The organism is Pseudomonas sp. UBA3149 (assembly GCF_002364655.1).
Lineage (GTDB): Bacteria > Pseudomonadota > Gammaproteobacteria > Pseudomonadales > Pseudomonadaceae > Chryseomonas > Chryseomonas luteola.
This window is the reverse complement of the sequence record NZ_DEYV01000029.1, coordinates 1-26,865: the sequence shown is the minus strand read 5'-3', so window position 1 is coordinate 26,865 and position 26,865 is coordinate 1. Positions and strand designations below refer to the sequence as shown.

Genomic DNA, 26,865 nt, shown 5'->3' with positions numbered 1-26,865 from the left:
GCATTACCCATCCTCAACATGTCAGGCGGTACCTAAACCGCGGGTAGCCCTCGTGGTGGGTCAGACTGCTCTGCAGCTAACCCACTCTGCGGTTCGCAAAGGCGCGTACTTAAAAGTCCTTGCACAGCCGCAATGCGTCGTAGATTGCGGCGTGGGTGTTGCGCTGCGCCACGCAGTCCCCGATGCGATACAGGAGATAACCGCTACCCTGCTCATTCAAGGCGGGTTGTGGCTCGATAGCGAACAAGGCCTCGATATCGATCTGGCCCTTGTTACGCGAACCGTCCTTCAGCGCGTAGTACAAGGTCTCGTCCGGTCGCACGCCGTTCTCGATGACGATCTGATCGACCACCCGCTCCTCCTTGGCGCCGGTGTATTCGTTTTCCAGTACGGCAATCTTCTTGTCGCCCTCGGGATATACCTTTTCCAGCATGAGATCGCCGGTCATGATCACCTCCTTCGGGTAGAGGCTGCGGTAGTAGGTCGGGAACGTGGTCCCGCCAATGGCTACGCCCGGTTTGATGTCATCGGTGACGATTTCCACCTGTGCGCCTTTATCGGCCAGATAATCAGCCGCCGACATCCCGGAAAATTCGCAAATGGTGTCGTAGACCAGCACGTTTTTGCCCGGCTCGACCTTACCGGAAAGAATGTCCCAGCTGCTCACCACCAAGCCTTCGGCCGCGCCCCAATGCTCGTTCTGCTCCATGAATGGATGACCGCCATTGGCCAGCACAACGATGTCCGGACGTAGATCCATGATCGTGTCAGGATCAGCCGCCGTCCCCAGCCGCAGGTCGATATTCAGGCGAGCCAGCTCCAGTTGATACCACCGCGTGATACCCGCGATCTGGTCGCGCTGAGGCGCCCGGGACGCGAGAGTAATCTGCCCACCCAGCTGCTCCTGCTTTTCGAACAGGGTCACGTCATGCCCCCGCTCAGCCGAGACGCGGGCCGCTTCCATTCCCGCCGGGCCGCCGCCGACAACGACTACCTTGCGCTTGGGCCCGGTGGATTTCTCGATGATGTGCGGAACCCCCATGTACTCACGGCTGGTTGCGGCGTTCTGAATGCACAGCACGTCCAACCCCTGATATTGACGGTCGATGCAGTAATTGGCGCCAACACACTGGCGAATCTGATCCACCTGTCCCATCTTGATCTTGGCGATCAGATGCGGATCGGCGATGTGGGCTCGGGTCATACCAACCATGTCCACGTAACCGCCCTCAAGGATGCGTGTCGCCTGGTTCGGATCCTTGATGTTCTGCGCATGCAGCACGGGCACGCTGACCACATCCTTGATACCGGCCGCCAGATGCAGGAACGGCTCCGGTGGGTAGGTCATGTTGGGGATCACGTTGGCCAGGGTATTGTGGGTGTCGCAGCCGGAGCCGATCACGCCAAAGAAGTCCACCATGCCGGTGTCGTTGTAATACTTGGCGATCTGTTTCATATCGTCATGGGTCAGGCCGTCCGGGTGGAATTCATCACCACAGATTCGCATGCCGACACAGAAGTCATCGCCAACTTCGGCCCGTACAGCCTTGAGCACTTCCAGGCCAAAGCGCATACGGTTCTCGAAGCTGCCGCCCCATTCATCGGTACGCTTGTTCACACGGGGCGACCAGAACTGATCGATCATGTGCTGGTGCACAGCAGACAGCTCGACGCCATCCAGCCCACCCGCCTTCGCCCGGCGCGCGGCCTGGGCAAAATTACCAATTATTCGCCAGATCTCCTCCGGCTCGATGGTCTTACAGGTAGCGCGATGCACAGGCTCGCGGATACCGGACGGCGACATCAGGGTTGGCCAGTGACCACCGTCCCAACGGGAACGGCGACCCATGTGGGTAATCTGGATCATGATCTTGGCACCATGCCGGTGCATGGCATCGGCCAGGTTCTGGAAGTGCGGAATGATGCGGTCGGTGGCAAGGTTTACCGAACTCCACCAGTGCTGTGGACTATCGATCGCCACGACTGAGGAACCGCCGCAAATGGCAAGGCCAATGCCGCCCTTGGCTTTTTCTTCGTAATATTTGACGTACCGTTCGGTCGTCATGCCGCCATCAGTGGCATACACCTCGGCGTGCGCCGTGCTGAGTACGCGGTTGCGAATCGTCAGCTTGCCGATCTGGATTGGTTGGAACATTGCTTCAAAGGCCATCACGGCACCTCATCTCAGCGAATTACGCACGGTCGGTCTTGTTATCGTTCATTGCGCCGTTACAGCGGCTTCACCACGAACAGGCCGTCGTCATGGCCTTCTTCCGCCCCGCTGTACACCTGCTCGGCCACGGTACGGACCGCGCTGCCTCTGGCGGCGAGGATCTGGTCCATGGCCCCGGCAAACCAGCCGGTAAACATGTAATCCACCTTGCGGTTGACCTTGCCGTACACGTAAACGAAGGCGGAGTGCCGCAGCCGAACCTGGGCCGTACCGGCATCCACGTCGATCTGCTCGATATCAAACAGCCCCCAGCCGCGCTGGGAGAGGCGCTTCATGTAGTGCTCATACACCTCGACGCCAACCAGTCCATGGCACTCGGCCTCTTTCTCACACCAGTGCCAGGCAGACTTGTAGCCAGCCTTGTAAAGAATCTCGGCATACTTCTCTGCACCGAGCACCTCTTCGATCCCCATGTGGTTATTGACGAAGAAGTGACGCGGTACATACAGCATGGGCAGTGCATCGGTGGTCCAGACGCCGGTTTCGTCGTCGACCTGGATTGGCATTTCGGGAGCATGTGTGGCCATGGTGAAACTCCAAACGAATGTGCTTGTGTAGGGTGGGCTACGCCGCGGTACGGTTGATCCACCCTACCGGTGATCGTCGAAGATCAGTGCAGGCTGAATCAGGTCATGGCAGGATCCAGCCGCGGATCTTCAAGAAATGAAATGACTTACTCGCCCCACACCTCGCTGAGTACCCTTACCCAGTTCTCGCCCATGACCTTGCGCACAGTGCGCTCGGACATGCCTCGCTTGAGCAGCGTCTCGGTCAGGTTGGGAAATTCGCCTACGGTGCGGATGCCCAGGGGGTTCACGATCTTGCCGAAGTTGGTTAATCGACGGGCGTAACCCTTGTCATGGGTGAGGTATTCGAAGAAGTCCTGGCCGTGGCCCTGGGTAAAGTCGGTACCAATGCCGATGGCGTCTTCGCCAACGATATTCATCACGTACTCAATGGCTTCGGCATAATCATCGATAGTGGATTCAATGCCCTTGGCCAGGAACGGCGCAAACATCGTAACGCCCACGAAACCACCATGATCGGCAATGAACTTAAGCTCTTCGTCGGACTTGTTGCGTGGATGCTCCTTCAGGCCGGACGGTAGGCAGTGGGAATAGCAAACCGGCTTTTGGGATTCGAGGATGACTTCTTCAGAGGTCTTGCTGCCGACATGGGACAGGTCGCACATGATGCCGACGCGGTTCATCTCGGCAACGACTTCGCGGCCAAAACCGGACAGGCCGCCGTCGCGCTCATAGCAACCTGTGCCAACCAGGTTCTGGGTGTTGTAGCACATCTGCACGATGCCTACGCCCAGCTGCTTGAAGATCTCTACGTAGCCGAGCTGATCCTCAAAGGCATGGGCATTCTGAAAGCCGAAGATGATGCCGGTCTTGCCTTGAGACTTGGCCTTACGGATGTCAGCGGTGGTGTAGACCGGCATGACCAGATCACTGTTTTCGCGCATCAGCTTCTTTTGCGCCGCGATGTTGTCCACGGTCGCCTTGAAGCCTTCCCAGACCGACACGGTGCAGTTGGCTGCCGTCAGCCCTCCCTTGCGCATGTCCTCAAAGAGCTCACGGTTCCATTTGGCGATGATCAGCCCGTCGATAACGATGCTGTCGGCGTGCAGTTCAGTGGCATTCATCAGGGCAGCTCCCAGGTTTCGCGACGCCGGATCATGTGCCGACGCTTTGAAAGGAGCATATCCCTCAGGTTTTCTGCGCTATCGCGTAAAAACGACAGGGGGATTACCAGAAGCGTCAATGCGCGTTCAGCAGGCAGTAACGGCTGGCCACCCCATGCCTCTAGCGCCAGCCAAAAGCCGGGCAGACGCCTGGAGCAGAACGCTCCAGTTGCAGACGAAAGACGGAAAAGCGAAAAAATGTCGAAAAAAACCCCGCAATGCCTTAGCAAGCACGCGGGGTTAAAATGCCCTGTTGGGCCTCAGTGTGTTTCATCCAGACCAAGCGTAAGGGCGCTTTTCCCGGAAATTCGAGGAGCTAAGCGGCTCAACTCGACAAGAAGCGCTACTTTAGCAGCACCTTCCCAAAATCACCCTGTGACATATTGCCCCTCCCTGACGCCATTAGACTTTCGTTTTATTACAGATAAATAACCATCAGGCGCTCTGCTTGCTGGAAAGCGACCTGCATGTATCCAGTACCGTCTTGTGCACTTGCCTTGCCGTTGACCGCTGCCAAGAATCGGTACGGGACTTAACGGAGGATTCGTCATGATGCATGCAGACCTGATCGACCAGGACGACTTCAGGGACCGCCTGATTGCACTGGGTATCGCCGTACCGTCGGGTACTACTCCCGAGCAAGCCTGCCAGCAGGCGCTATGCGGGCTGAACCCTGAACGAGTCACAGCCCTGCGGCGTCTGGTCGAAGAACTCCTGTCAGGTCATGCGACACTATTACCGTCCGTTCGCGAAGCTATTGCTCGTCAGCTGCTACCTGCCCTGGCCCAGCATCGCTAGGCCAGGGCAGCACGTCTATCAGCCAAGCCTTACGCTGGCAAACGTCGATTCTCCTTGCGCCTGACTGAGCGCGGCCAGGGCCGAGGATGTCGGGAGTAAGGCCAACTCCTGCGGAACCGGTACCAGCATCACAGGCTGCCCCATCGATACGCCCTGCCGCTCATCACGCGGGGGAATCCCAAAATACTCCCGGTAACACTTCGAGAAGTGCGGCGTGGAAACGAATCCGCATACCGATGCCACTTCAATGATGGACATGGTGGTCTGTTTGAGCAGCTGTCTGGCTCGAATCAGGCGCAGTTTCAGGTAGTAGCGCGACGGCGAACAGTGCAGGTATTTCTGAAATAAGCGCTCCAGTTGGCGACGCGACACATTCACGTAGACGGCCAGCTCGTCGAGGTCAATGGGCTCCTCCAGGTTGGCCTCCATCAGCGCGACGATTTCCTGCAGCTTGGGTTGATTGGTGCCCAGCATATGTTTGAGCGGCACACGCTGATGATCCTGCTCGTTGCGGATACGTTCATAGATGAACATTTCAGAAATCGCGGCGCACAATTCGCGACCGTGCTCACGGCCGATCAGGTGCAGCATCATGTCCATGGGAGCCGTACCCCCCGATGACGTGAAGCGGTTACGGTCGATGGAGAATAGCCGCGTCGTCAGTGATACACGCGGGAAGGCTTCCTGCATGGAGGCCAGCATCTCCCAATGCACGCTGCACTCGTAACCATCGAGCAGCCCGGCCTTGGCCAGCGCCCAACTGCCCGTGCAGACAGCGCCCAGCTTGCGGCCCTGCCGTGCCTGCGCCTGCAGCCAGCTCACATGTTCACGCATGACGCTTCGCTGAATGCCCACACCGCCACACACGATGACCATGTCCATGGCCGGTGCAGCCGCGACAGCACTGTCCGGAGTAATTTGCAGGCCGTCACTGGCCTGGACCGGACGGCCATCCAGGCTGAGCGTAGACCAGCGGAACAGCTCACGACCCGACAGCTGATTGGCCATCCGCAGTGGCTCTATCGCCGACGCCAGTGAGATCAGGGTGAAGTTGTCCAGCAGCAGGAACCCGATGGATTGCGGAACACGGTGTTGTGGCTGACTTTGATTCAATGACATTGGAACGCCCTCTTCACGCTAAGCCCGGTATGGCCTCATCGAGGCTCTTTTTATCGTCGTGAGTCGTGTCCAGCTGCTGACGAAATCACCCGTTGTCACGGGATGTAACACCGCCAGGCCGTATGACCCTGGATAGAGGCTTCGCAAATGTCATGCCTACCTTGAACAGCCATTCAATTAAAAAGAAAGAAGATGCTTGGCAAAGCGGTTCCGAGGCTGGTAGTGCCAAAGGCCATCAGTGACCGATGGGTCATGGCAGGCTGGGTCCGTGTGCAAATCCGTAGCAACTCGAAGAGTTGGCTTGTGTGGAAAAAGATTTCTACAGTAACAAAGGGCGGATCGACTTTTCGCTTTCTGCCAAGCATTCCCCCTGCACAAAGATGCGCCAAAAGGTGGCAAAGCTTTCCCGGCGTGTGCAAATTCAGTTCAGGCTCACTAATTACCCACGGATCGCATTGCGGTGACGCTCATTACTTAACGTGAAATCCCCCTCAAAAAGCATATCTATTCCTTTTAGGCCGCCCCGGTAATCAATAAAAAGGACTATTAACTGTCCTATCGCCTACAGCCCCTATAGGCCATGGTCTGCATGTCTTTAGCCTGTACACGTAGAGGCAAAAAACAGCGTTTGGGACATAACAGGCGCAGCAACAGGTTGCAACATTGTCGGCTGCCTGGATGTTGGGTAACCTGAATGACTGAGCATGGCGACCGGCCATCTCGCAAGACGCTATCTCTATTTCGAGCACGGCTTGCCGGCTCGATGAAACTGATGAACCAGACAGCTTGGCTGCCATGGCTATTAAAACGATAAAACTACTCGGCACCGAACCGGGCACCTTCTCGCTTTACCTTTGCGCCAATTCCAGGGCAGAGGCCGCCGTCGCTTTCCCGTTAGAAACCGGAAATGTCCAGGCGTGCTCCCTTGGTTACAGGGAAGCGCTCGCGCTTTGATGCGTGAAACCTGGGTTTATCAGGCAGGCCGCCCAGGTGCCCTGCCTCTTACCGGTAGACCCTCTCCCTCACTGAATGGATTCTCTCTCATTCGTGAGGTCACCCAGAAGGCAAAAGTCCCTACCTCTGGACCGCTTTCCGCCGCCTCAGGCACGGCTCTTTCCGGCCGCCCTGTTTCACCCGTTGTTTTAACGAACACTCCGATCATGAAATTGCCGCGGTCAGGGCCCGCCATACGGCACAACTGTGCTGGCTACGACGCCTCGACCTCTGGTTACGACGCCGCCTGCACTGGATGCGACGTGACTGGTAGGCGGTTGATGAACGATCGGTTACAGATAACCCATCACGCAGCGGAGTACATCGGCTTGACCCTTGCCGAACCACGCCCGTCTGCCACGATTTGCTGCCCTATGCCTTGTGCATGCGCGGCAGCATCAGGAAGGAGACATTCACCATGAAAGGTTGCAATGCGTTACTACTGGCCCTGAGCTTAGGCGCCCCGCTTATGGCCCAGGCGGCCGAGCCCGAGTCCTGCGCCACCGTTCGCTTTGCCGATGTCGGCTGGACCGACATTACCGTCACTACCGCCGTAACGTCCGAAATCCTGCAGTCGCTGGGCTACAAGACCAAGACCAACATGATCTCCGTTCCTGTGACTTACAAGTCGATGCAAAACAAGGATATCGATGTCTTTCTGGGTAACTGGATGCCGAGCATGGCGGCCGATATCAAGCCCTACAGCGACAACGGCAGTGTCGAAACCCTGCGCGCCAACCTCGAAGGGGCCAAATACACCCTGGCAGTCCCGGAATACGTGTACGACGCCGGCGTGAAGACCTTTGCCGATATCGTCAAGAATGCCGACAAATTCGGCGGCAAGATCTATGGCATCGAGCCGGGTAATGACGGCAATCGCCTGATTCAGAGCATGATCGACAAAAATGCGTTCGACCTGGGCAAGTTCAAGATGGTCGAGTCCAGCGAAGCGGGCATGCTCTCCCAGGTTCAGCGCGCCGAGCGTCGTAAGCAGTGGGTCGTCTTCCTGGGCTGGGAACCGCACCCCATGAATACCCGATTCAAGATGAAGTATCTGGAAGGCGGTGACGACTACTTCGGCCCCAACCTGGGCGGCGCCACGATTTACACCAATGTGCGTAAAGGCTACGTCCAGGAATGCCCGAATGTCGGCAAGCTGCTGACCAATCTGAACTTCTCGCTAGGCATGGAGAACCAGCTCATGGATGACGTACTCAATGGAGGTAAGACGCCGGAGGCCGCCGCAAAAGCGTGGCTGAAGGCAAATGCCCAGGTAGTGGACACCTGGCTGGCCGGGGTGACGACTCGAGACGGCAAGCCCGCCTCCGAAGTCATGGCCAAGCTCACGCAGTAACCACCCCAACGACCTGGACAGCCCGGCCGCTAAAGGCGGGCTATCCAGGTCGCTGGATTGTTGATACTCAACTCCAGGGATTTTATCTATGTTCCTTACCGACCATAAGCTCCCGCTGGGGCAAGCCATTTCCGATTTTGTCGACTGGCTGATCATGAACTTCTCGGGATTCTTTGACCTGATTTCCGATGCCCTTTCTACCGTCATCTCAAGCACCACGGGAGCCCTGCTCTGGTTCAACCCCCTGGCCCTGACCGCGATCCTTGTGGCGTTGGTCTACCTCATTCAACGCAGCCTTGCCCTCACGCTGTTTGCCGCCGCCTCGCTACTTCTGATCATTAACCTGGGATACTGGCAGGAGACCATTGAAACCCTGTCTCAAGTCATCTTCGCCACCCTTGTCTGTATCGCCATTGGCGTGCCGCTGGGTATCATAGCGGCCCATAAACCCTGGTTCTTCGCCACATTGCGTCCGTTGCTGGACTTGATGCAGACCGTGCCGACGTTCGTGTACCTGATCCCCACGCTGACCCTGTTCGGCCTAGGCGTCGTACCCGGCCTGATCTCTACCGTAATCTTTGCGATCGCCGCCCCGATCCGCCTGACGTGCCTGGGCATTCAGGACGTTCCGGAAGAACTCATGGATGCCGGTAAAGCCTTTGGCTGCTCCCGCTGGCAGCTCCTGACACGGATTGAGCTGCCCCATGCCATGCCCAGCATTGCCGCGGGTATCACGCAATGCATCATGCTGTCGCTCTCGATGGTAGTAATTGCCGCACTCGTAGGTGCCGACGGCCTCGGCAAGCCTGTGGTGAACGCTCTGAATACGGCGGATATCGCCCTAGGCTTCGAAGCGGGCCTGGCCATCGTACTGCTGGCCATTCTGCTCGACCGCGTCTGCAAGCAGCCCAATGCCAGAGGAGAACACTGATGAGCGCAATCCGTTTCGAGAATGTCGACGTCATCTTCGGCAAACAGACCAAACAGGCCGTCGAGCTGCTGGACAAAGGCCTTGGCCGATCCGAAATCTTCGAGCAGACCGGCCAGGTACTGGGCGTGGAAAATGCCTGCCTGGAAATCCAGAAAGGTGAAATCTGTGTCCTCATGGGGCTGTCCGGCTCAGGCAAGTCCAGCCTGCTGCGCTGCATCAACGGCCTTAACACAGTCAGCCGTGGTCGCCTGCTCATTGAGCACAATGGCAGCGAAGTGGACATCGCCAATTGCTCGCCCTCAACCCTGAAAGAAATGCGCACCTCCCGCATCGCCATGGTGTTCCAGAAATTTGCCCTTATGCCCTGGCTGACTGTTGCGGAGAATGTTGGGTTCGGCCTGGAAATGCAGGGCCGCTCCACGGCCGAGCGCAAGAAAATCATCGATGAAAAGCTGGAGCTGGTAGGTCTTACCCAGTGGCGCAACAGCAAGCCCTCCGCCCTTTCAGGCGGCATGCAGCAGCGCGTCGGTCTGGCCCGTGCCCTCGCCATGGACGCCGACATTCTCTTGATGGACGAACCTTTCTCCGCGCTCGATCCGCTGATCCGCCAACAACTGCAGGACGAGCTGCTCGCCCTGCAGAGCAAGGTCAACAAGACTATCGTATTCGTCAGCCACGACCTGGATGAAGCGCTCAAGCTCGGCACCAATATCGCGATCATGAAAGACGGACGCATCATCCAGCATGGCAAGCCCGAAGATATCGTGCTCAATCCGGCAGACGACTACGTACGAACCTTCGTAGCCCATACCAACCCGCTCAACGTGCTATGCGGTTATAGCCTCATGAAGCCGATCGAACAATGCCGCCGCGAAGGCAATGAACTCTGCCTGGACAGCACCCGTGACTACTGGGCCAGCCTGAGCGATGCACGCAACGTCAAATCACTGCGGCGCAGCGGCGACAGTGTCAGCGTACAACGCTGGGCGCCTGGCGAGCCGGTCGAAGCGCTCAAGCGTCAGCCTACCCTGGTGGACGCCAGCATTCGGATGCGCGATGCACTCGAGATCCGCTATCACACCGGCAACAAGCTTATCCTTCAGCAAAACGGCTGCGTGGTAGGCATTCTGGGAGACACCGAGCTCTATCATGCGCTGTTGGGTAAAAACCTGGAGAAAAGCCATGAGGAGTCCGAGGTGACTCCTCTCCGGACCGCCTTTTCCCAGGCCGGCTGACCCATGACAGGCCGCCCACCCGGGCGGCCTTAATGCCTTTGACATAGATTGGTTTAGCCGTCCCGAGCCTAGTAAATACAGGGCTCAAGGCTAGTACTCGCACGTCCCGAACTCTTTATTGATTGATCGTTCAATTAAAAAACAGTAGACTGAAGGCAACTCAGGTGATGCGTGAATGCGAGGAGATAACCGCAATGCCAAAAGTCGGCATGCAACCTATCCGTCGTTCCCAGCTGATTGCTGCCACGTTGGAAGCGGTTGACGAAGTCGGGATGAGCGAGGCGAGCATCGCCCTCATTGCCAAGAAGGCCGGTGTATCCAACGGGATCATCAGTCACTACTTCCAGGACAAAAATGGCCTGCTCGAAGCGACCATGCGCCACCTGATGTCGGCGTTGCGCACTGCGGTTCGCGAGCGTCGCGCCACGCTGACCGATAACAGCCCGCGCGCCCACCTGCGCGCCATTATCGAAGGCAACTTCGACGACAGTCAGGTTAACGGTCCGGCCATGAAGACCTGGCTGGCCTTCTGGGCCAGCAGCATGCATCAGCCGGCCCTGCACCGCCTGCAACGCATTAACGATGCACGCTTGTATTCAAACCTGTGCTGCGAATTCCACAAGGCGCTGCCTGCACAGGAAGCCCGCCGTGCCGCACGCGGTCTGGCCGCAATCATCGACGGCCTTTGGCTGCGCGGTGCCCTGGCAGGCGGTGAATTCGACATCGACGAAGCGCTGCGCATTGCCTTCGATTATCTAGACCAGCAGCTCGCCCGTGCGGCCGACTGAAAAGGGAGAGAATCATCATGACCCAGCTCGACACTCAAAAGCTCTACATCGGCGGCGGTTACGTCGATGCCACCAGCGGCAAAACCTTCCAGGCAATCAATCCGGCCAATGGCGAGGTCATCGCCCACGTACAGCAGGCCAGCCGGGAGGACGTTGATCGCGCCGTGGCCAGTGCTGCCGAGGGCCAAAAGGTCTGGGCCGCCATGACGGCCATGCAGCGATCCCGCATTCTGCGCAAGGCCGTGGATATCCTCCGTGAGCGTAACGATGAGCTCGCCGCCCTGGAGACCCTGGATACCGGCAAACCGCTGACCGAAACCCAGGCCGTGGACATCGTGACCGGTGCCGACGTGCTTGAATATTACGCGGGTCTGATCCCCGCACTGGAAGGCGAGCAGATCCCGCTGCGCGATACCTCGTTTGTCTATACCCGCCGCGAACCGCTGGGCGTGGTCGCAGGCATTGGCGCCTGGAACTATCCAATCCAGATTGCCCTGTGGAAATCCGCCCCTGCCCTGGCCGCCGGTAATGCCATGATCTTCAAGCCCAGCGAAGTCACTCCCCTGACAGCGCTTAAGCTGGCCGAGATCTATACCGAGGCAGGTGTGCCCGATGGCGTGTTCAATGTGCTCAACGGTGCTGGCGCCGAAGTAGGCGTAGCTCTGACCGAGCACCCGGGCATCGAGAAGATTTCCTTTACCGGCGGCGTGCCCACCGGCAAGAAGGTTATGGCCAGCGCTGCCGGCTCGACGCTCAAGGAAGTCACCATGGAGCTGGGCGGCAAGTCGCCACTGATCATTTTCGATGACGCCGACCTCGACCGTGCGGCCGATATTGCCATGATGGCCAACTTTTTCAGTACCGGTCAGGTATGCACCAACGGCACCCGCGTCTTTGTGCCCAGCGCGCTCAAAGAACGTTTCGAGACCAAGATCCTGGAGCGTGTACAACGCGTTCGTCTGGGTGACCCGCAAGACCCAAACACCAACTTCGGCCCGCTGGTCAGCACGGCACATATGGAAAACGTCCTGCGTTATATCGAGCATGGCCGCAGCGAAGGTGCGTGTTTGCTGTGTGGTGGTGAGCGTGTTACCACCGGCGAGTTCGCCAAAGGCTGCTACGTGGCCCCTACGGTCTTTACCGATTGCCGTGACGACATGACCATCGCCCGCGAAGAGATCTTTGGTCCGGTCATGAGCATTCTGGCGTACGACACCGAGGAGGAAGTAATCCGCCGCGCCAACGACACCGAATACGGTCTGGCGGCGGGTCTTGTGACCAAGGACCTCGCCCGTGCTCACCGTGTTATTCATCGCCTGGAAGCCGGTATCTGCTGGATCAATACCTGGGGCGAATCCCCGGCCGAGATGCCTGTCGGCGGTTACAAGCATTCCGGCGTAGGCCGCGAGAATGGCCTAGTCACCCTCGGCAACTACACCCGCATCAAGTCCGTACAAGTTGAGCTGGGCGACTACGCCTCGATCTTCTGAATCGCATCACCGTTACCCGTAGGGTGGGTCAGCCGACGCGCATGACCCACCGCTTTCGCGCGAGCCGCTGCGTCACGCAGCCAATCTCGACGCCCTTTACGGAGGAGTGCCACCATGGCTAAAGAATTCGATTACATCATCATCGGTGCCGGTTCTGCCGGTAACGTTCTGGCGACCCGTCTCACTGAAGACAAAGACGTCACCGTCCTGCTGCTGGAAGCCGGTGGCCCCGACTATCGCCTCGATTTTCGCACCCAAATGCCTGCCGCCCTGGCCTACCCGCTTCAGGGCACCCAGTACAACTGGGCTTACCAGACTGACCCCGAACCACACATGAACAACCGCCGGATGGAATGCGGCCGCGGCAAGGGCCTGGGTGGCTCTTCGCTGATCAATGGCATGTGCTACATCCGCGGTAACGCTATGGACTTCGATGGCTGGGCCAAGCTTGATGGTCTGGAGGACTGGACATACCTCGATTGCCTGCCCTACTTCCGCAAAGCCGAGACACGTGACGTCGGCCCGAACGATTATCACGGCGGTGACGGTCCGGTATCCGTGACCACCTCCAAGCCCGGCGTGAATCCACTGTTTGAAGCCATGATCGAGGCAGGCGTACAGGCGGGTTACCCCCGTACGGAAGACCTCAATGGTTATCAACAGGAAGGCTTCGGTCCAATGGACCGTACCGTGACGCCCAATGGCCGACGTGCCAGTACCGCCCGTGGTTATCTAGATCAGGCAAAGGGTCGCCCCAACCTGACCATCATCACCCATGCCACCACGGACCGCATCCTGTTCAGTGGCAAGCGCGCCATCGGTGTCGCTTTCCTGGAAGGCAACAGCAGCGATATCACCACCGTTCATGCCACCCGTGAAGTGCTTCTGTGTGCAGGCGCCATCGCTTCGCCACAAATTCTCCAGCGCTCCGGCGTAGGTGCAAGTGACCTGCTACGCCAGTTCGATATTCCCGTCGTGCACGATCTGCCCGGGGTTGGCCAAAACCTGCAGGACCACTTGGAGATGTACCTGCAGTACGAGTGCAAGCAGCCGGTCTCCCTGTATCCGGCGCTGAAGTGGTACAACCAGCCCCAGATTGGTCTGGAATGGATGCTCAAGGGCACCGGCATCGGCGCCAGTAACCACTTCGAGGCAGGTGGCTTTATCCGCTCCAGCGATGAATTCGAGTGGCCGAATATCCAGTACCACTTCCTGCCGATCGCTATCAATTACAACGGCAGCAATGCCATCGAAGCCCACGGCTTCCAGGCTCATGTGGGCTCCATGCGCTCGCCGAGCCGGGGTCGCGTTCACCTGAAATCACGCGATCCGCGCCAGCATCCCAGCATCCTTTTCAACTACATGAGCACCGAGCAGGACTGGCAGGAATTCCGTGACAGCATTCGTCTCACCCGCGAGATCATGCACCAGCCAGCGCTCGACCCCTATCGCGGTCGCGAGCTGAATCCAGGCGCGGATTGCGTAACGGATGCCCAGTTGGATGAGTTCGTGCGCCAGCATGCCGAAACGGCCTACCACCCCTCCTGTACCAACAAGATGGGTACCGACGACATGGCTGTCGTCGACGGGCAAGGCCGCGTCCATGGCCTTGAAGGCCTGCGTGTGGTGGATGCATCGATTATGCCGCTGATCATTACTGGCAACCTCAACGCCACCACCATCATGATTGGCGAAAAGATTGCCGACCACATCCGCGGCCGTCAGCCTCTGGCCCGTAGCACCGCCTCCTATTACATGGCAAACGGCGCTCCGGTACGCCAAACACCGGCTCGAAGTGAAAAAAAAGAAAATAGAGCAAATTCACCGGTTTACAACTGATTTAGAATCGTTATAATGCGCCCATTGATGCCGGTATAGCTCAGCTGGTAGAGCAACTGACTTGTAATCAGTAGGTCCCGAGTTCGATTCTTGGTGCCGGCACCATCAAATTCAAAGGCTCGCAGAAATGCGGGCCTTTTTCTTTTGCGCTTGAAAAATTCTTACGCCAGAACGCTTGGTTTACCTCTTTGCAAACAGAGGCGAAACATTCTGTTGCATCTTAACAATGCTATACATCCCTCTATTGAAACCTCGACTCACTCCGGGACTCAGGTCTATTGAGACAAGAGAAGAAGAGAGGTAAACGATGGCTAAGGCATTGATGAAATTCCTGAAAGCACCTACCGACAGAGGCGTATTCGACTGGTTAGGTGATATGGAAGGACGCCTCGAATAACAGCTCCTGATCAGCGAGATGTTATTCAGCCCGCTGGGAGCAGGTCGCACGCAGGAATGGCCGCACCTCTCCCAATCAGCCTCGCCTCCCCTACTTCAGTTTCTTGGTCAGCTTCACCGCCCGGCTCCCTTATACTGGCGCCGCTTCGCTATCAAGCAGGCTCCAGAGTCGAACCTCGCCCGGTCGCGCGCTGGAAGGACATCTAACTTGAAAGGAAACCATTGTGGCAGCAGGTAGTTTTTTTGCACTTTTCGATGACATCGCCACGGTACTGGACGATGTCTCCGTCATGTCCAAGGTGGCTGCAAAAAAGACAGCCGGCGTATTGGGTGATGACCTTGCACTCAATGCGCAACAAGTAACTGGAATCAAGGCAGAGCGAGAGCTGCCTGTGGTTTGGGCCGTAGGAAAAGGCTCACTGATCAATAAGGCCATTCTGGTTCCCGCCGCGCTGCTCATCAGCGCCTTTGCACCGTGGCTGGTAACACCTCTCCTGATGCTAGGCGGTGCGTACCTCTGCTTCGAGGGCACAGAAAAGCTTGCGCATAAGTTTTTACCCTCTCATGGTCACGATTCTTCAGAGCACGTAAAAGCTGTCGCTGATCCAAACATTGACCTTGTGGCCTATGAAAAGGAAAAGATCCGCGGAGCGGTTCGAACAGACTTCATTCTGAGCGCGGAAATCATTGCCATCACCCTGGGTATCGTGGCTGAAGCGTCACTCATGCAACAAGTCGTGGTCATGTCACTGATTGCCATAGCCATGACTGTTGGCGTCTATGGATTGGTCGCCGGTATCGTAAAGCTGGATGATCTTGGGCTTTATCTATCCAAGCGCGGCGGCTCGGCTGTACAGGCAATCGGGCGAGGCCTTGTGAATGCGGCTCCGATGCTAATGAAGGGGCTATCCGTTGTCGGAACGATTGCCATGTTCATGGTAGGCGGTGGCATTCTGACCCATGGCATCCCGGCTCTTCATCATCTGATTGAAACCCTGGAACACGTGGCTGCAGGCGTACCGGCAATAGGCCCTGTTCTAGGAGTACTGACGCCTACGCTGTTCAATATTGTATTCGGCATCCTGGCCGGCGCAGTGGTCATGATAGTAGTCGGCATCGCCAGCAAGCTGTTTCGTCGCAAACCGTCCGCTAGTCATTAAGCTCCGCCCGATCATAAGGCAGAACAGCGGTAGGCCCAAGTGGCATAACCACTTCGGCCTACCGTTAGCCTTCGCCATGAACTGCAAAGGCTGCGTTCATTTGTCAATGGCCGCCTAGCCCTATTGGAAGACTCAGCCCACGCCGTTTCTTGATCTCTGCTACGGCGGCTGCCAAGCCATGAAAGACGCCAGGATCCAGACTCAGCTACTGACACAGCACAACGATATATAAACAACACTGGAAGCGTACGACAAAGCCTACATTGAGCGCGCCAACTCTATCGTCACCTGCGTTAAGACCAGCCATAGGTATGACAGGCGTGGTATCAGGAGCTGGCAGGAGAAACAGGAGAGGAGGCTTTGACAGGAATTGAAAAGACGATTGGAAGAGGACAGTTAAAATGATTTTCAATTTTATCCATGCCTTATTTATGCCGCTTGCACAACGTTACCGCCCCCATCTCAAGGGTTATACTCAGCCCTTGCGCAGCCTATCCAGAATCTTCTGTGTCTCCCGCTCTGCCTTGGCTTCGCTCGAAAGTTCTTTGGCCAGTATGCTCAATACCAGCATCAAATTGCCTCGACCCTCCTCGCTTAATACGTCCCACTCTTCAATCAAGGTCTCGAAAAGCAAGGCGCCTGTCATTGAGGGGCTGAAATCAGGTAGGTCACCTGAATCAATGGCACGGGTAACAATAGCGATCAGATCTTTTTCGTTCATCAACAGCTCTCATGATGTTGGGCGAATACGTTAGAGCCCGATAGACAGCTCTTGAGGCTCTAAAATACAAAAGGCCTGCATAAGCAGGCCTTAGCGTTAACGCGGAGCTTACTCAGAAGCACTGGTCTCCACGGCGGAAGTCAGCGCAAGCTTTTTGGCCGAGGCAATATCTGCCTTGCCGGAGCCTAGCTTAGGCAGCGCATCCACGTGAATCCAGGTAGAAGGCACCATGAGCGGGTTATAACCTGCTTCAAGCATGCGCTTTTCCAGCGCACCAGTGTCCAGAGGCTGCTCATGAAGAATCACAATACGTTCGCCTTTCTTGGCATCCGGCACATTGACAGCCATGACTTCGATTTCGGAGTTGTCGATCAGCTTGATGAGAGCCTGTTCAACAGAGCCCAGGCTAACCATCTCGCCCCCGATTTTCGCAAACCGTGAATACCGGTCCACGATGGTCAGGAAGCCATCCTCGTCCAGTCGCCCCTTATCGCCTGTCACGTACCAACGTACGCCGTCAAGCTCATGAATGGCACTAGCTGTCTTGGCAGGATTGTTCAGGTAGCCCTGCATTACCTGAGGGCCGCCGATAAGAATCATGCCTTCTTGACCTGTAGGTAACTCTTCAAAGCTTTCTGGATCAACGATCTTGAGACTGGTACCAGGTAACGGCATCCCTACTGTGCCCTGTTTACCGCCGCACTGTACCTGCATATAGGCTACATCAATGGCGTCCGGCAGGTTGACCGAGGCGACAGGCGCCGTTTCAGTCGCACCGTAGCCCTCATAAATCTCCTTGTTGAACTTGAGTTTGAAGGACTCTCGAACATCATCACTGAGCTTTTCGGCCCCCGCGACGATGATGCGCAAGCTGTCCAGCATAAGCGGGTGCACCTTGCGGTTACGGGTAAAGAGCCGCAGGAAGGTGGATGTGCCACACATGATGGTTGCACGGTACGTTGTGACAGCCTTGGCAATGCCCATGACATCGGTCGGATCTGCATGGCAGACCATTGGCAGCCCTTCGATCAATGGCAGGAACTGTGTAACCGTCAAACCAAAGGCATGGAACAACGGCAGCGAGGCCATGACAACATCGTCATTTTCCGTGTTGAGCACATCGGATGTCTGCTTCAGGTTCGCCATGATATTGCGATGACTGAGCATGACACCCTTAGGCGCACCCTCACTGCCACTGGAGAACAGAATGGCCGCGGTTGCCTCAGGATTGTGCGCTCGACTGAATAGCGGCCGCAGCATCCAGGCAGGCAACAGGCGGATCGCCAGCCAGGTTGCCGCAAGCTCGGTCTTGCTGAACTCCTGTCGCATATCTTCCAGATAGACAACACGGCGCCCTTCTAGTACAGCCTTGACCGGCAGCCCTCGCTGCTCGAGCTTTTCGACGAAACGTTTGGAGCTATAGACCGTTTGTATGCCGGCCTGCTCCAGTGCTGAGCGGAGGGCCTCCTGACTTGCCGTATAGTTGAGATTGACCAGCGTCTTGCCGGCCAGCAGGGTTGCCATATTAGCCAGCACACCACCGGCACTGGTCGGTAGCAACAGCCCTACGTTCTGCTCTGGGCTGAGCTTGGTGATACGACGCGCCATGGCACTGCTGGCGGCAAGCGCCTGAGCCGCCTTCATTGGCTTGCCGAGGCTGTCGGCAATCGCCAACTGCCCGCTGCGACGCTTGACGGTTTCGATCCAGGCATCGGCCAGGGTTGGCAGGTCTTCCATATAGATCTGCCAGGAGCGAATGGTCTGGTCGAATATCCGGCGCTTGAGAACATCGGCAGGCGTGTCTTTGGGCAAGGTCTTGCCAAAGGCGACGACTACAGAACGGTGCAAAGGTGAGTCACGCAGTTCCTTCAGTTTGCTGGACGAACGGGAGAACTGACTACCCCACAAACCACGCAGATAGAACGGTACGATCAGTACATCCGCATTGGCCTTTTCACATGCACGCTCGTAGCCCTTCCGAAACTCACCCAGTTGACCGTTGCGGCTGATGGCCCCTTCCGGGAATAGACAAACTACCTCACCGGCATTGAGTAATTCTGCTACCTGCTCCAGCGCCTGGGCAGCACCGGCACCCGGCTGAATAGGAATACAGCCCAGAGATTTGAAGAACCAGCGCATGAACCACAGGTTGTAGATATCCTTGAGCATCACGAAACGAACAGGCCGCGGGCAGGCGATCTGTACAATTGCCCAATCGACCCAACTGATGTGATTACCCAGCAACAAGACGCCGCCCTGCGCCGGCAGGTTTTGCAGGCCATGCACCTCCACCTTGTAATGACGGGTCATGAAAAAGCTGAGCAGAAAGCGGACCAGGCTCTGCGGCAACTTGCCTACGGTGTAAGCGCCACCTATCAACGCAACCAAGGCAATCAGGCCCAGCAGATAGCGACTATCGACGCCTAGCAGTGCAAAAACTGCCGTCAGGATCAGAAAGCCCAGCATGGACAGGTTCTGTATCCAGTTACTGGCGGCAAGTACTGTTCCCAATTCTTTTTCAGGTGCGTGGAATTGAATCAGCGCGTTGAGCGGTACGATGAACAGGCCGCCCATCACACCGATGAAAACAAAGTTGAGCGCATGAGAGAGCGGTGAATCTAGCAGCAGCAAACCGCCCAGCCCCACGGCGATACCCAACGCCCCCAGCGGAACAAGGCCAGTCTCGATGCGATTGCGCGACAGGCTGCTTGCCAACGCCGAACCCAGCGCAATGCCGATACCGCTGCAGGCCAGGATGCCCTGGACGACCAGAGTATTACTGACGCCCAGACTGTCCTTGGCGTAGGACGGAAAGGCTGCCAGCATGACCTGCCCAACCGACCAGAATGTTGCCAGCCCAACAATGGCTAGGCGAATAACCGATTGCGCCTTGACCGTTTGCAGGTTTGCTACAGCCGCACGACCATGAATGTAATCCTGCCAGTTAAAGGGTCGGCTGGAGGCGGGTACTTCCTTGCCAGGCAAGCAGTACAACAGCGCCAGCTCAATCACGCTATTGATTACCAGAAGCCATCCGAGCGGGGCGATATCCCGCAGCATCTCGTCAGCTGTTTTCGACTCAGCAGAAAGGCTGCCTTCAAAAAGCGCGGTAAAGACAAACGTACCAGCCAGTATCGCTACGATCGAAACAGCCTGAACCAGGCCATTGGCCTCAGCGAGCCGCGCCTTTCCAAACAGGGTCTTGATATAGCCGTACTTGGCTGGTGAGTAAAAAGTGGCCTGTACAGCAAGCAGCAGCGTCATGGCAAACGCCAGCCAGAACCAGCCGGCATAGTACGACCAGGTAATCAGTCCGGTGATCCCGACAGCCGCCCAGGCTGATAGCCGCATGACGGATAGCTTGCGAAAGGTATCCGCCACATAACCGGAAGGGCTGAATAAGAGAATGAAAGGCAGAAGCATCAGCCCATTGACCAAGGCAGTCAGCACAATCTGAGTAGAGCCGTCATAGATTTTAAAGACGGTATTTTGAATGATGATCTTATGGCCCAGATCGACGAATGCGTTCAGAAAGATCGCGATCAGATAAGGCCAGGCGCCCGATAGTCGGTGCAGTTTGTCCATAACAAGCCTCTGGAGCGGGATGGAAGTGCAGGCAGACTGCCGGGGCCCTTCAAAATCCACAACTAAAATGCAAAACGTAGCGTTAAGAGATGTCTTAGGTATTAATTTTCGATACTTTTGGCCGCTATTACCTTTTCCTTCGAGATTTTGAGATGGCCCAAGTTTCTTCCCTGATCGAAACCCTGAAAAAACAACTGAAAGCACACGGTAAGACGTATGCCGATGTAGCAGCGGCACTAGACCTAAGCGAAGCCTCGGTCAAGCGTCTGTTCGCGGAGGAGAGCTTTACCCTGCAGCGCTTGTCACTCGTATGCAATGTGATCGACATGGACATTACCGAACTTGTACAGGCCATGTCCGTGCAGCAGCGACAAACCGATGAACTGAGCGAGGCTCAGGAACAGGAGATTGCCAGCGACGGCTTGCTTCTGCTTGTAGCCGTATGCGTGATCAACGGCTACAGCTTTACCAACATTACTGAGCAATATCAGCTGACAACCGCTGAATGCACACGATTACTAGTACGGTTGGATCGTTTGAAGCTTATCGAATTGCTACCCAACAATCGCATCAAGTTGTTGATCAGCCGAAATTTCCGCTGGCGTTCAGGTGGTCCGATCCAGCAACTTTTTCAGGAGCAAGTCGCCAAGGACTTCTTTCATTCGCGCTTCGAAGGTGAGTCGGAGCAACTTCTGGTCTTCAACGGCCTGCTATCACGCGCGGGAAATGCACAGTGGCAACAAAAGCTTCAGCGCTTGGGGCGAGAATTTAACAGCCTGTGCGAGGAAGAGGCAGGACTGCCCATAACGCAGCGCTTTGGCACCACAACCGTTCTGGCAGTGCGGCAATGGCGCTACGGGCTATTCGAACGCTACAGCAAGCGCTCAGCCGAAGAAAAGAAGCCTGCACAATGAGAGGCCCCGGTAGTTTCTACTCTATTTCCCAAGCTTGATACAAAAGTTTGACTATTTTATGGGCAAGTTCAAATATCCAAAACATAGAGATACCCAACCTCGGCTATAACTTGACGCCCCTCCGCTACTTTCTAGACTTCGGGATGGCGCTCTGAAATCGTCTGTGTTGTTTAGTGCCATCTGTACAAGGGTCACTGTTTCTAGGATCGACCCGCCACTTCGTCAGAGAAATTCTGATTTACAGCAGTGTGCGTAGCCATCGGAGCGCCCGCTCCAGACGCGTCTTCCGCCTGACGTTCATGGCCTGCTGATATTGCCGTCCTGACATACGCATGGAATGCCTGCCACCTGCCGGGCTGTCTCCGCTTGTTCATCTGCGCCCGGCTTTTGAAGACCTTTCAGCTATGCCAAAGGGGGTAAAGATGAAGAGTTTGGATTATTCGTTAGAAACGGCCACGTATTCGGAGCAAAAACCTTTCTATTTAGGAATAGTGGCCGTCTGTATCTTATTGGCCATCTCTCTTTTTTTCAGGCTACATGATTTTGAGAAGGTAACAGGCTCCCAGAACCTGGAAGCGAGTTACCACGTCCTGATTACTCTGAATGCGTTAAACGAGTCCGATGTCACGCACCATTGGTATCTACCCACCATTTCGCTAGGCGAAGAAAAGGACAAGCACATCGCCTGGGGCGCGACCATTCCTACACGAACAGGTGATTACGTCTATACCAGTTTTACGCCCTATGGTTTTCTGGCACCCTACTTTGCACTGAAGGTATCGGGCCAGAATATATCGTTGGAAAGCCTGGCCTTTTTCAATTTTGTCCTGGGCTCGGTCATCACACTGCTGCTGTTTACCTTCTTGTTCAAGGTCCTTCGCTTCAATGGTCTGAACGCGTGGTCAGCAGTCTCCGGCGCACTCATGGGTTGCGCGATTGGTATTTTCAGCCGTGAGGCTTTGCTTTCCCATGGCGTTATCTACTGGGTACAAAGCTTCTATCAGCTGATCCTGCTGTCTTCGCTGTTTGTCTTGTTCAAGTACTGCTCAGTGACCGATATACAGAGTCGTCAGCGCTACGCCTGGGCGCTTTGCGCGCTGGCCTTCTTCGGCGCATTAACCGAATGGACAGGATACTTCTTCAATTTCGGGCTGTTCTGCATTCTTTGGGTAAACACCCTGAGAATCGAAGGCTCACGGTGGCTATCCAAGAAAATCTGTATAGCCACCATCCTGGCAGGCGTTATCACTATCCTGCATTACAGTCTTGCTGCCGGTTTGCTGCCCACACTCAAAGCCTTCGCCAGACGCTTCCTGGCCCGTAGCGCGGGTGCCGGCAGTTTGTCCGATCTGCTGCATGCCTATGTGCTCTCCTATGGCTATTTCATCGCAGCCATGCTGATAACAGCGGTGGGACTCATCTGGCTGAAGAAAAGCCAGAGTACGTCAAACAGAGCATTATCGATTACGCTGGTGGTTCTCATCGCGGCCAGCGTACCGCTACTGGAAAACCTGATCATGCTTCAGCATGCCACGCAGTTTTCATTTGACCGCTTGAAGTTCATCTTCCCGGCAGCACTGCTGATTGGGTTGTCCTTGCTTTACTTCAGGACCAAAGGCAGAACCGTATTGGCAGGGCTGATCACCCTGGCAGCAATACAAGGTTGCATGACGTATAAGAAGGACATTAATACCTACGCGGCCTGGCCCCAGATTGATGAGCAAAACAAGCAGTTGGCATCGCTGGTCGAGCAGGAGCTGGATGTTAAATGTGCAGTGCTATCTACTGACATGAGCGTTCGCGGCTATGCAAACCTGCTTTTTCATCGAGGTATTTATGAGTTGCGACCGCAGCCAGCAGACTTTCGCAATGACCCGAGCAATTGTGGGGGGGTTTATTTGGAAGGCAGAGATTTTCAGGTCGACCTGCCTGAGTACACCAAGGCAACCATTACCGAGAAGGATAATCGCGTTGTGACCTTTGTGAAGGATCAGGGACAGTGGCGGCGATTGGAACGGTTACAGCGACAGAAAGGATAAAGCCAGGCAGTTCTTAACCTGAATTATCCATGAGCGGCGCGGCTATTCCGCGGCAGGCGCGCCGTACGATATAACTGAAGTCATAATCAATCATTCTCCCTATCTTCTATATTTGCTGATCGTTCGGCTGGCAGCGAAGTCCTGTATCGACACCATGGGCCAGCGCATAATAGGAGCCATTATTACACCGTGAGTGTGAGCAATATTTATGCTTCCCAACCGCCCTCGTTGGCGTACCCTGGCTGTATTGGCCCTTCTTCTTGCGCCCTTGCTTTGGCCCTTGCATTACGCGGCTCACAGATACTACAGCCAGCAATTGGCTGAGCAGAACCGACAAACGCTGGATCTCTACGTAGCGAACCTATTGGGTACGCTTCGGCGCTATGAAGTCTTACCGGATCTGTTGGGCGATATGCCACCGCTTCGCGCCTCGCTGCATGATCCGGTCGATGCAGATACGCAAAGATCAGCCAATCAATTGCTGGAGCGGATTCGGCAGCGTACCGGGGCAGATGTGATTTATCTGATGCGAGCCGACGGGTACTGCCAAGCCACATCGAACTGGAATGAGCCGGACAGCTTTGTTGGACGTGACTTTTCTTTCCGTCCGTATTATCAGGAAGCAATGCAGAACAAATCCGGTCGTTTCTTTGGACTTGGAACCACATCCGGTAAACGAGGCTACTATTTCGCAGCGCCCGTACATGATGGTGGAAACGTCATCGGAGTCGTGGTCATCAAAGTAGACCTAGATGGTCCTGAAAAGCTCTGGGGACGAACGCCTGAACAACTCCTGGTCACCGACAGCTTTGGTGTAGTGATCCTGACCTCCCGCAATGAGTGGCGCTTTCGAGCCAGCCGCCCGTTGAATGATGAACAACGTGACGTTATCGCACGCAATCTGCCTTACCCCAGGGGTTCACTCGAACCCTTGGAAATTAGTGATAACCAGTGGCTAATCCAACAGCGCTTTCTAGATGAAATTGGCTGGACAGCACGAATCCTGGCTCCCCGTGATTTGCTTGAACGTCAGGTACGTAGCGTTCTATACATCGGAGGGGCGACACTATTAGCCCTGCTGCTTCTGTTGGCCGTCATGACCTTAAGGCGTCGACATTATCTTGAGCGAATCGCATTGGATGCTCGGGCTAAGCGTGATCTAGAGTTGAGCGTACAGGAGCGCACTCAGGACTTGCAGACGCTAAACCAACGCCTGCAACAGGAGGTGCACGATCGCGAGCAGGCTCAACGCGAACTTATGCGAGCACAGGATGAGGTTGTCCAGGCGGGGAAGCTGTCTGCTCTGGGCACCATGTCAGCCAGTATCAGCCATGAGCTGAACCAGCCGCTGGCGGCCATTCGCAGCTATGCCGAAAACGCGGCGGTCTTGTTGAATCATGGTCGAGTGGATGATGCCCGTGGCAATCTAAAGCTGATTGGTGAATTGACGACGCGCATGGCCAATATCATCTCCCACCTCAAGGCATATGCTCGTGGTGCACGAAGAGCACCAGAAAGCGTTGCGCTACAAGCGGCGCTGGAAGACTCGTTAGCATTACTAGCAGCCCGTCGGCGGGCCATGAACGTCGAGCTGATTAGGGATTTGCCTGACGCTCCATTATGGGTGCAAGCGGGTGAAACACGGCTGCGCCAGATTATCAACAACCTGCTCACTAATGCTCTGGATGCGTTGATAGAAAAAGGGCCGCCTCGCCGACTTTGGTTGATTGCCAGTCAGGATGAGAAAGGCGTGACACTGGTTATCCGCGACAATGGCCCAGGCTTTTCTGCTGAAGCACTGGCTAGAGCACATGAGCCGTTTTTCACAACAAAGGCGACTACCCAGGGGCTTGGGCTGGGTCTTGCGATCTGCGATACATTGCTCCGTGCATTAGGCGGACATCTGCACCTATCCAATCATATGGAAGGCGGTGCCGAGGTTCGCCTGTTCTTATTACACGGCAAGCCTGGCGTAGCATCAGTACCGCAAGAGGAAATGCGTGGCTGATCGCTCGGATCGCTCAGCTTATGCAAAACTTATGACGGCAACAATATTTCATTCGTGCTTAATGATGATCAGGTTCTAAATTACTCATGACGTCTCCTCTGCCTTTCGATACCAATAGCCAAGTGCTTTTGATCGACGACGACCCTCACCTTCGTCAGGCTTTAAGTCAGACACTAGACCTGGCAGGGCTTAACGTTATAGCGCTTGCAGATGCGCGTACGCTGGACATGCAACTTGTACGTGAATGGCCAGGCGTTGTAGTCAGCGATATCCGCATGCCTGGTATCGACGGTATTGAGCTCCTAGGGCAATTGCATAACCAAGACGCTGATCTGCCTGTCGTATTGATTACAGGGCATGGCGATGTTCCATTGGCTGTTCAAGCCATGCGGGCAGGCGCCTATGATTTTCTAGAGAAGCCTTTTGCGAACGATGCCCTGCTTGATAGCGTGCGTCGTGCACTGGAAGTTCGTCGCCTTGTCCTTGAGAACCGCAGCCTTAGGCTGGCACTGGCTGAACGCAAGGAATTGCAGACCCGGCTGATTGGCCAAGCACCTAGCATGAGCCGCTTACGTGACCAAATTGGCGCGCTGGCATCTACTCATGCTGATGTACTCATTCTAGGAGAGACAGGAGCAGGCAAAGAGGTTGTTGCCCGGGCACTGCATGATCTTTCTACACGAAAAGGCGGGCCCTTTGTCGCTATTAATGCTGGCGCACTGGCCGAGTCGGTGGTCGAGAGTGAGCTTTTCGGCCATGAGCAAGGCGCATTCACAGGTGCCCAAAAACGACGCATCGGGAAGTTCGAGTACGCTAACGGCGGAACTGTCTTTCTGGATGAAATTGAAAGCATGAGTCTGGATGTTCAGGTCAAGCTATTGCGGCTGCTTCAAGAGCGCGTCGTAGAAAGAGTTGGTTCCAACCAGCAGATACCATTAGATATTCGAGTAATAGCTGCAACCAAAGAAGACCTGAGACAAGCGGCAGACCAAGGCCGCTTTCGAGCCGACCTTTATTACCGCTTAAACGTTGCCAGTCTGAAGATCCCGCCCCTTCGTGAGCGAAGCGAAGATATCCTGGCATCATTTACCCTTACGGGAGCTGGATGGCTCACAGCGTGCTGCTCTCATGGGGCACCGCTGGCCTGGAAACGTCCGGGAACTACAAAATGCAGCAGAACGGTTTGCATTGGGGCTAGAGCTCGCTTTGGACAACCATGATGCTCATGGCTCTGCAGCTCCGTCCGCTCATGTTATGGAAATGCCAGGCTTGACCGGTAACCTAAGCGAGCAGGTGGAGTCATTCGAGCGGGCGCTACTTGTGCAGGAGCTAAACCAATCACATGGCTCATTGCGCAGCATGGCGGAAGCGCTGGGGCTGCCACGCAAAACGCTTTCAGACAAGTTAAAAAAGCATGGCCTACATTTCAATGGCGGAGCAAGCGAAGATATCGAGCAGGGCTCTTAGCGTATAGGCAGATTACAGGACACACATCTTTAAATTATATAAGGGCAGGCGTTGGTACAACCTGCCTCTTTTAAGGTCGGAAATAGCCCATCGCCTTTATTTCCT

18 protein-coding genes, 1 tRNA gene and 1 pseudogene are annotated in these 26,865 nt (G+C 55.8%); 13 read left to right on the top strand and 7 right to left on the bottom strand.

The annotated features are described in order from the left end of the window. Positions 1 to 109: 109 nt before the first annotated feature. The 3 genes from dgcA to B3729_RS17950 all read right to left on the bottom strand — a co-directional run bounded on the left by dgcA (position 110) and on the right by B3729_RS17950 (position 3,884). Complete coding sequence (gene dgcA, locus B3729_RS17960; protein ID WP_150348446.1) at positions 110 to 2,170, bottom strand: dimethylglycine demethylation protein DgcA; 2,061 nt, start codon at positions 2,168 to 2,170, stop codon at positions 110 to 112. A 59-nt stretch (positions 2,171 to 2,229) separates the two neighbouring features. Then, positions 2,230 to 2,760: a DUF5943 domain-containing protein gene (locus B3729_RS17955; RefSeq protein WP_074827213.1), complete on the bottom strand. Its 531-nt coding sequence runs from the start codon at positions 2,758 to 2,760 to the stop codon at positions 2,230 to 2,232. Between the two features lie 146 nt (positions 2,761 to 2,906). Further along, positions 2,907 to 3,884 (bottom strand): dipeptidase, encoded by a 978-nt coding sequence (locus B3729_RS17950; RefSeq protein ID WP_010796208.1) that lies wholly within the window; start codon positions 3,882 to 3,884, stop codon positions 2,907 to 2,909. A 588-nt stretch (positions 3,885 to 4,472) separates the two neighbouring features. Here B3729_RS17950 and B3729_RS17945 point away from each other — a divergent pair. Continuing rightward, positions 4,473 to 4,721, top strand: a complete 249-nt coding sequence (locus B3729_RS17945) for a hypothetical protein (protein ID WP_010796209.1) — start codon at positions 4,473 to 4,475, stop codon at positions 4,719 to 4,721. An 18-nt stretch (positions 4,722 to 4,739) separates the two neighbouring features. Here the strand turns inward: B3729_RS17945 and B3729_RS17940 are convergent, their stop codons facing one another. After that, the gene (locus tag B3729_RS17940; protein WP_010796210.1) at positions 4,740 to 5,840 is read right to left on the bottom strand and encodes a GlxA family transcriptional regulator; all 1,101 of its coding nucleotides are present in this window, start codon (positions 5,838 to 5,840) and stop codon (positions 4,740 to 4,742) included. Between the two features lie 1,411 nt (positions 5,841 to 7,251). Between B3729_RS17940 and B3729_RS17935 the strand changes: the two genes are divergently transcribed. The 5 genes from B3729_RS17935 to betB all read left to right on the top strand — a co-directional run bounded on the left by B3729_RS17935 (position 7,252) and on the right by betB (position 12,631). Continuing rightward, positions 7,252 to 8,187: a choline ABC transporter substrate-binding protein gene (locus B3729_RS17935; RefSeq protein WP_197871208.1), complete on the top strand. Its 936-nt coding sequence runs from the start codon at positions 7,252 to 7,254 to the stop codon at positions 8,185 to 8,187. 88 nt (positions 8,188 to 8,275) lie between these two features. Further along, positions 8,276 to 9,118, top strand: coding sequence for a choline ABC transporter permease subunit (gene choW, locus B3729_RS17930; RefSeq protein ID WP_197871206.1), 843 nt, complete (start codon positions 8,276 to 8,278; stop codon positions 9,116 to 9,118). Beyond that, positions 9,118 to 10,353 (top strand): choline ABC transporter ATP-binding protein, encoded by a 1,236-nt coding sequence (gene choV, locus B3729_RS17925; RefSeq protein WP_122041318.1) that lies wholly within the window; start codon positions 9,118 to 9,120, stop codon positions 10,351 to 10,353. The genes choW and choV overlap by 1 nt, the downstream gene beginning before the upstream one ends. A gap of 194 nt (positions 10,354 to 10,547) precedes the next feature. Then, positions 10,548 to 11,141, top strand: coding sequence for a transcriptional regulator BetI (betI, locus tag B3729_RS17920; RefSeq protein WP_010796214.1), 594 nt, complete (start codon positions 10,548 to 10,550; stop codon positions 11,139 to 11,141). Between the two features lie 17 nt (positions 11,142 to 11,158). Next, positions 11,159 to 12,631 (top strand): betaine-aldehyde dehydrogenase, encoded by a 1,473-nt coding sequence (betB, locus tag B3729_RS17915; RefSeq protein ID WP_286788594.1) that lies wholly within the window; start codon positions 11,159 to 11,161, stop codon positions 12,629 to 12,631. Here the strand turns inward: betB and B3729_RS17910 are convergent. Further along, entirely contained in the window at positions 12,613 to 12,747 is a 135-nt protein-coding gene (locus B3729_RS17910; protein ID WP_256205514.1) for a hypothetical protein, read from the bottom strand. The two genes, betB and B3729_RS17910, sit on opposite strands and share 19 nt — an antisense overlap. Between B3729_RS17910 and betA the strand changes: the two genes are divergently transcribed. The 3 genes from betA (at position 12,746) to B3729_RS17895 (ending at position 16,026) form a co-directional block, all read left to right on the top strand. Further along, a complete protein-coding gene (betA, locus tag B3729_RS17905; RefSeq protein ID WP_286788593.1) occupies positions 12,746 to 14,470 on the top strand; it encodes a choline dehydrogenase in 1,725 nt (574 codons plus the stop codon). The genes B3729_RS17910 and betA overlap by 2 nt on opposite strands. Positions 14,471 to 14,499: 29 nt before the next feature. Further along, positions 14,500 to 14,575 (top strand) — tRNA-Thr (locus tag B3729_RS17900). Between the two features lie 515 nt (positions 14,576 to 15,090). Further along, positions 15,091 to 16,026 carry a DUF808 domain-containing protein gene (locus tag B3729_RS17895; RefSeq protein WP_286788592.1) on the top strand — a complete coding sequence of 312 codons (936 nt, stop codon included), beginning with the start codon at positions 15,091 to 15,093 and terminating at the stop codon, positions 16,024 to 16,026. A gap of 475 nt (positions 16,027 to 16,501) precedes the next feature. On the opposite strand, the gene B3729_RS17890 is transcribed toward B3729_RS17895, so the two are convergent. Continuing rightward, complete coding sequence (locus tag B3729_RS17890; RefSeq protein WP_286788591.1) at positions 16,502 to 16,747, bottom strand: hypothetical protein; 246 nt, start codon at positions 16,745 to 16,747, stop codon at positions 16,502 to 16,504. A 108-nt stretch (positions 16,748 to 16,855) separates the two neighbouring features. Further along, positions 16,856 to 20,332: an acyl-[ACP]--phospholipid O-acyltransferase gene (locus B3729_RS17885; RefSeq protein ID WP_286788590.1), complete on the bottom strand. Its 3,477-nt coding sequence runs from the start codon at positions 20,330 to 20,332 to the stop codon at positions 16,856 to 16,858. A 152-nt stretch (positions 20,333 to 20,484) separates the two neighbouring features. Between B3729_RS17885 and B3729_RS17880 the strand changes: the two genes are divergently transcribed. The 4 genes and pseudogenes from B3729_RS17880 to B3729_RS17865 all read left to right on the top strand — a co-directional run bounded on the left by B3729_RS17880 (position 20,485) and on the right by B3729_RS17865 (position 26,760). Then, positions 20,485 to 21,246, top strand: coding sequence for a helix-turn-helix domain-containing protein (locus tag B3729_RS17880; protein ID WP_286788589.1), 762 nt, complete (start codon positions 20,485 to 20,487; stop codon positions 21,244 to 21,246). Between the two features lie 422 nt (positions 21,247 to 21,668). After that, positions 21,669 to 23,285 (top strand): hypothetical protein, encoded by a 1,617-nt coding sequence (locus tag B3729_RS17875; RefSeq protein ID WP_286788588.1) that lies wholly within the window; start codon positions 21,669 to 21,671, stop codon positions 23,283 to 23,285. 208 nt (positions 23,286 to 23,493) lie between these two features. Next, positions 23,494 to 25,293 carry a sensor histidine kinase gene (locus B3729_RS17870; protein ID WP_286788587.1) on the top strand — a complete coding sequence of 600 codons (1,800 nt, stop codon included), beginning with the start codon at positions 23,494 to 23,496 and terminating at the stop codon, positions 25,291 to 25,293. A gap of 86 nt (positions 25,294 to 25,379) precedes the next feature. Further along, positions 25,380 to 26,760: pseudogene (locus B3729_RS17865) on the top strand (sigma-54-dependent transcriptional regulator). Positions 26,761 to 26,865 lie beyond the last annotated feature (105 nt).

Coding starts and splice junctions, on each gene's coding strand:
- dgcA (WP_150348446.1), bottom strand. CDS start 2,170: ATGGCCTTTGAAGCAATGTTCCAACCAATCCAGATCGGCAAGCTGACG.
- B3729_RS17955 (WP_074827213.1), bottom strand. CDS start 2,760: ATGGCCACACATGCTCCCGAAATGCCAATCCAGGTCGACGACGAAACC.
- B3729_RS17950 (WP_010796208.1), bottom strand. CDS start 3,884: ATGAATGCCACTGAACTGCACGCCGACAGCATCGTTATCGACGGGCTG.
- B3729_RS17945 (WP_010796209.1), top strand. CDS start 4,473: ATGATGCATGCAGACCTGATCGACCAGGACGACTTCAGGGACCGCCTG.
- B3729_RS17940 (WP_010796210.1), bottom strand. CDS start 5,840: ATGTCATTGAATCAAAGTCAGCCACAACACCGTGTTCCGCAATCCATC.
- B3729_RS17935 (WP_197871208.1), top strand. CDS start 7,252: ATGAAAGGTTGCAATGCGTTACTACTGGCCCTGAGCTTAGGCGCCCCG.
- choW (WP_197871206.1), top strand. CDS start 8,276: ATGTTCCTTACCGACCATAAGCTCCCGCTGGGGCAAGCCATTTCCGAT.
- choV (WP_122041318.1), top strand. CDS start 9,118: ATGAGCGCAATCCGTTTCGAGAATGTCGACGTCATCTTCGGCAAACAG.
- betI (WP_010796214.1), top strand. CDS start 10,548: ATGCCAAAAGTCGGCATGCAACCTATCCGTCGTTCCCAGCTGATTGCT.
- betB (WP_286788594.1), top strand. CDS start 11,159: ATGACCCAGCTCGACACTCAAAAGCTCTACATCGGCGGCGGTTACGTC.
- betA (WP_286788593.1), top strand. CDS start 12,746: ATGGCTAAAGAATTCGATTACATCATCATCGGTGCCGGTTCTGCCGGT.
- B3729_RS17910 (WP_256205514.1), bottom strand. CDS start 12,747: ATGGTGGCACTCCTCCGTAAAGGGCGTCGAGATTGGCTGCGTGACGCA.
- B3729_RS17890 (WP_286788591.1), bottom strand. CDS start 16,747: ATGAACGAAAAAGATCTGATCGCTATTGTTACCCGTGCCATTGATTCA.
- B3729_RS17885 (WP_286788590.1), bottom strand. CDS start 20,332: ATGGACAAACTGCACCGACTATCGGGCGCCTGGCCTTATCTGATCGCG.
- B3729_RS17880 (WP_286788589.1), top strand. CDS start 20,485: ATGGCCCAAGTTTCTTCCCTGATCGAAACCCTGAAAAAACAACTGAAA.
- B3729_RS17875 (WP_286788588.1), top strand. CDS start 21,669: ATGAAGAGTTTGGATTATTCGTTAGAAACGGCCACGTATTCGGAGCAA.
- B3729_RS17870 (WP_286788587.1), top strand. CDS start 23,494: ATGCTTCCCAACCGCCCTCGTTGGCGTACCCTGGCTGTATTGGCCCTT.